The 2301-nt window shown below is 75.8% G+C and carries 2 protein-coding genes; one reads left to right on the top strand and one right to left on the bottom strand.

What is annotated here, in order from left to right; translation table 11 throughout:
- Window positions 1-2135: acyltransferase domain-containing protein (locus ABTY62_RS47395; protein WP_352135612.1), on the bottom strand; the 2135-nt coding region annotated here is incomplete at its 3' end.
- Between ABTY62_RS47395 and ABTY62_RS47390 the strand changes: the two genes are divergently transcribed.
- A partial coding sequence (locus ABTY62_RS47390; protein ID WP_352135613.1) for a hypothetical protein occupies window positions 2055-2301 on the top strand: 247 nt, incomplete at its 3' end. The two genes, ABTY62_RS47395 and ABTY62_RS47390, sit on opposite strands and share 81 nt — an antisense overlap.

Below are 2301 nucleotides of genomic sequence, written 5' to 3'. Positions count from 1 at the left end.
AGGGCCGCCCGCAGCACCGGGAACGCGGCGGGCAGCACGGGCGCGCCGGACCCGGCGGACGGCGGGAGCAGGATCACCCCGTCAGGCGGCACCTCGTCGTGGTAGCCGGGGGACGGTCCGTCGCCCTCGGCGAGAAGCGGGTCGCCAGGGAGGGCCACGGCCTCGGCCCCGCACGTCCGCAGCCGCTCGCCGACCGCCTCGGCCACGGCGTCATCGCCGCCCAGCAGCACGAACCGCTTGCCGGACAGAACGACCGAGACCTCGCCGGACGGCCCGTTCCCGGGCAGGGGCACAGCCCGCATCCGCATCCGCCTCGGCGCCACGCCCCTGACGGAGTCAGTGGTCCCGTCCACGGACGGCTCGCCGAACGAGACGGTGGCGACGGCCGGTTCGGCGGTCTCATCGCGTGCGGTGCCGGGGGCGCCGGTCGCCGCCGGGCTCCCCGGCTCGGCTCCGGCGGTCAGCCTGGGGGTGAGCCAGGCGGTGACCGCGGCGGTGGTACGGGCCTTCGTCAGCTCCTCCAGCTCCTCGTCCCCGAGCGCGGCGGCGCCGTCGCCGCCGGTGCCGCCCACGCCCAGGCGGGTCACCAACTCGCCTGCGATCTCGGCTCTCTTGATCGAGTCGATGCTCAGATCGGCCTCGAGGTCGAGGTCCGGTTCGATCATGTCGACCGGGTATCCGGTGCGTTCGCTGATGATCTGCGCGACCATCCGCGCCACCTCCGCCTCGGTGACCGCCACCGGCTCGGTGAGTCGGGGCGTCGGCATCCGTGTCGGGGTCGGTTCGCCTGCCGGTGGCGGCGGAAGGGCCGCGGTCGCCTCCACGGCCCCGGGCGCCACGGCCGTCACAGGCGTGCCTGTCACCGTCGCGACTGGGCCCGCAGGCGCGGCAGGCCTGGCGTTCGGCGTGGCTCCGAGGTGGGTGAGGAGCACGTCGCGTTGGGCTGCGACCATTTCCCGGCTGGTTCTGAGGAACTCCAGGATCAGTGCGTCCCGGTCCGTCTGGCTCACCGTCGCCTCCACGACACGTCGGGCCGGCGCGAGCGCGCCGGGCAGGAGTTCTCCCGCGGCGGTACGGACCAGCTGGCCGTCCACCGTCCAGCCGGGCCGCTTTTGCGGCGTGGCGCGCCCGGCGTCCACGGCGTCACGGCCGCGGAACATCCAGCCGGTGCGCACCGGCAGCCCGGCGACGGCGAGTTGGGCCAGGGCGTCGAGAAAGCCGTACAGCCCGCGCGGACCGCCGCCGACGGCGTGGCCGCCGTGCTGTCCCTCGAAGGCGATGGCGCGGTGCGGGCGGTCGCCGAGGATCTCGCCGACCAGCCGGGTGAGCACGGTGCCGGGCCCGGCCTCGACGAAGACCCTGGCCCCGGCCTCGTACATGGCCTCGATCTGCTCGACGAAGCGGACCGGCGCGCCGATCTGGGCCGCGAGTTCCGCGCGGATCGCGTCCGGCTGGCCGCAGTGCGGGGCGGCAGTGCGGTTCGCCCAGACCGGGTACTCGGGCGGACGCAGCGGCTGCCGGGCGAGGGCCTCGGCGAACCGGTCACCGGCCGCGGCCACCAGCGGGCTGTGGAAGGCGCAGGCCACCGGGAGCCGCTTCACCGGATGCCCGGCCTCCCGCAGCAGCCCGACCGCGGCGTCCACCTCCCGCCGCGGCCCCGAGATCGCCGTCTGGCGTGGCGCGTTGTGATTGGCGGCCACCACCCGGTTGGCGAGGTCGGTGTGGCGCAGCACGCGTTCGATGTCCTTGTGGCTGGCGGTCACCGCCGCCATGGTGCCCGGCTCCGGCCCGGCGGCCCGGGCGGCGTCCAGGATCGCGGACGCCCGCTCGGCGCTCAGCTCCAGCAGCGCGGGCGGGTCGAGCACGCCCGCCGCGCACAGCGCGACCAGTTCGCCGTAGCTGTGCCCGGCGGCCATGTCGGGGCGGACTCCGGCCGCGGTGAGCAGCGAGTGCGCGGCCAGGCCGACGACGCCGAGCGCCGGCTGGGCCACCCGGGTGTCGGTGATCCTCGCCCGCTGCGCATCCCGTTCCGGCTCGTCAAAGGCGGCCGGCGGATGGAGGACAGCGGCATGGGCCCGGGCGAACCGCGCATGGCCGTGGAGTTCGGGGAAAGCGACGAACAGGCCGGCCAGCATGCCGGGACGCTGACTGCCCTGCCCCGGGAAGAGAAACGCAACCTTGCCAGGACAGGGACCGGGGACGGAGCCGGGGACGGGGTCTCGCCCCGCGCCGCCGTCGGCGGATGGGACACCACCGCCCTCCGCGACGGTCCGACCTGCTGGGCCGTCACCGCCCTCCGGA

It is taken from the genome of Streptomyces sp. NPDC097640 (genome assembly GCF_040302705.1).
Lineage (GTDB): Bacteria > Actinomycetota > Actinomycetes > Streptomycetales > Streptomycetaceae > Streptomyces.
This window is presented reverse-complemented; position numbering and strand designations above follow the sequence as displayed.